Source organism: uncultured Campylobacter sp. (assembly GCF_938031315.1).
Classification (GTDB): Bacteria; Campylobacterota; Campylobacteria; order Campylobacterales; family Campylobacteraceae; genus Campylobacter_B.
The window spans coordinates 1-2,177 of sequence record NZ_CALHHT010000483.1 but is presented as its reverse complement, the minus strand read 5'-3'; the positions used below and the strand labels follow the sequence as shown (position 1 = coordinate 2,177).

2 protein-coding genes are annotated in these 2,177 nt (G+C 49.7%); one reads left to right on the top strand and one right to left on the bottom strand.

Annotated features, from left to right (window positions below; genetic code table 11):
* The coding region (gene menA / locus Q0236_RS11970) for a 1,4-dihydroxy-2-naphthoate octaprenyltransferase (protein WP_297918355.1) at nt 1-582 on the bottom strand (582 nt) is incomplete at its 3' end.
* Nucleotides 583-759: 177 nt separating this feature from the next.
* Here menA and Q0236_RS11965 point away from each other — a divergent pair.
* Entirely contained in the window at nt 760-1,590 is an 831-nt protein-coding gene (locus Q0236_RS11965; RefSeq protein ID WP_297918352.1) for a pyridoxamine kinase, read from the top strand.
* Nucleotides 1,591-2,177: the final 587 nt, after the last annotated feature.

The following is a 2,177-nucleotide window of genomic DNA, read 5'->3' as shown; positions in this document are numbered from 1 at the left end:
ATTTAGCACGGCGGTGCTTAGCATCCCGCACGCGCACGCAGGCAGCAGCAGCGCCGCATCGAGCGAACGCGCGTATAAAAAGTACGAGCCCAGCACGCTCAAAAGGCCAAAAAACAAAAACACGAAAACGTCGCCGAGCCCCTTATATCCGTATGCGCCGGCGCCCACAGTGTAGCGGATCGCAGCGTATATCGACGCGCCGCCTAGCGCCAAAAACAGTAGCACGAGATAAAACCGCTCGCCAAACGCCAAAACGCTTAGCGCGAGGCTACAAAGCGCCGAAAGCAGCGCCGTAGCGACGATGACGCGCTTCATCTGCTCGGCGCTCATCTGTCCCGTTTGGATCGCGCGGCGCGGCCCCAGCCTGCCATCGTCGTCGGTGCCTTTTACCGCGTCGCCGTAGTCGTTGGCGTAGTCGCTGAGCACCTGAAACAGCAGCGTCGTAAGCAGCGCCAGCGCGAAAATATCCGCTCTAAACGCGCCTGCGCCGTATGCCGCGCCGCTACCGAGCAGTACGCCCGAGACGCTAAGAGGCAGCGATCTAAGGCGAGCGGATGCGTAAAGAGCCTTTGCGGTTATCATTTTTTACCTTTTGTTGTTAGATTTATACGCCGAATTTACGGTGAACCCGAGATAAAATTTAGCGGAAAAACGCCAAAAATAATATAAATTTAGACTATTCGTAGAGTAAATTTTATTTAAATTCGCCTTTTTAATATAAATAGCGGTAAAATAGAGCCAAAAATTTTAGGAATTGTGATGAAAAAAGTTCTTACCGTTCAAGATATATCCTGCGTGGGCAAGGTTTCGCTGACCGTCGCCTTGCCGATACTAAGCGCGATGGGGATGAGCACAAGCGTGATTCCTACGGCGGTTTTATCGATGCATACGGGCTTTTCTGGCTATACCTTTTGCGATCTAAGCTCTCAAATACGCGCGATCATGGCGCACTGGAAAGACCGCGGAGTGGTATTTGACGGCGTCTACACGGGCTTTTTGGGCTCGGCGGCACAGATCGAGATTATGAGCGAGCTATTTGCTGAGTTCGGCGGCGCGGGTAAGACCATTTTGGTAGATCCTTGCATGGGCGATAACGGCGTGTTTTATCCGGGCTTTAACGAGGATTTTGCCCGTATGATGGCGCTTCTGTGCGCCAAGGCCGACGTCATCACGCCCAATATCACCGAGGCCTGCGCGATTACAGGCGTGCCGTACCGAGAGGATGCGGATAGGGATTTCATAATGGATCTGCTTGCAAGGCTTCGAGAACTGGGCGCTAGACAGGTTATTTTAAAGGGTATCGGCTACATCGCCGATCAGTGCGGGGTTTTCAGCTACGATGCGCGCACGGGCAGGACGAACGAGTATTTTCACGAGCTGCTGCCGGTTAAATTTAACGGTACCGGCGATATTTTCGCCGCCGTAGCCTTCGGCGCAATAATGCGCGGCAAGTCGCTGGAAACCGCGGTTCGAATCGCTGCGGATTTCGTCGTCAGCACGATCAAAGAGACGATGAGCGACGAGGAGCGTAAGGACTACGAAGGGGTCGATTTCGAGGTCGTAATCCCCGAGCTCATAAGAAAAATTTAGACGCTTGAAATTCCGAGTCCTCGGAGTTTTTGCATTATTTTAGAATTTTGCCGAGTAAAATTTTAAATTTGAATTGCTGCGTGAAAGCCGGTCGCGCAAGGCATAGCTTAAATTTTATCGCCGTAAATTTTAAAATTTACGCGGCGCGGTAAGATACGGCGCTATAAATCTATCCGTAAATTTAAAACGTTTTGTGCTTTGGCTGTGCGTTTGATGGAATTTTTGCCCAAATTTAAATCTAAATTTTCTGCGAGTTCTAGCTTTTTAATCGGCAAAATTTCATTTTCTAGGCTTTCTAGGCGCGGGTTTAAATGACAGATCTGCGCACTTTTCTTGACGGGCGGCTTGGCTAGTTCCGCTTTCTAAAGATTCACGATTCAAGCGGAAAAAGGCGGCGGAGTATGAGCTTGCCCAGAGATGCCGTGCGATTAAATTTATAATTCAAAATCGCGGCGCGCCTTTAAATTTAAGATAAAATTTGCGTGAAATTCTATCTTTCAGGCGCCTTTCAAACCGCGCCGCATTAAATTTAGAGCCTAGAGCATCTGCCGAAACATCTCGATCTGCTGTTTAATTAACTCCTTCAT

Bases quoted from the DNA above. Each gene is read 5' to 3' on its own strand.
- Q0236_RS11965 (WP_297918352.1), top strand. From the start codon at position 760: ATGAAAAAAGTTCTTACCGTTCAAGATATATCCTGCGTGGGCAAGGTT.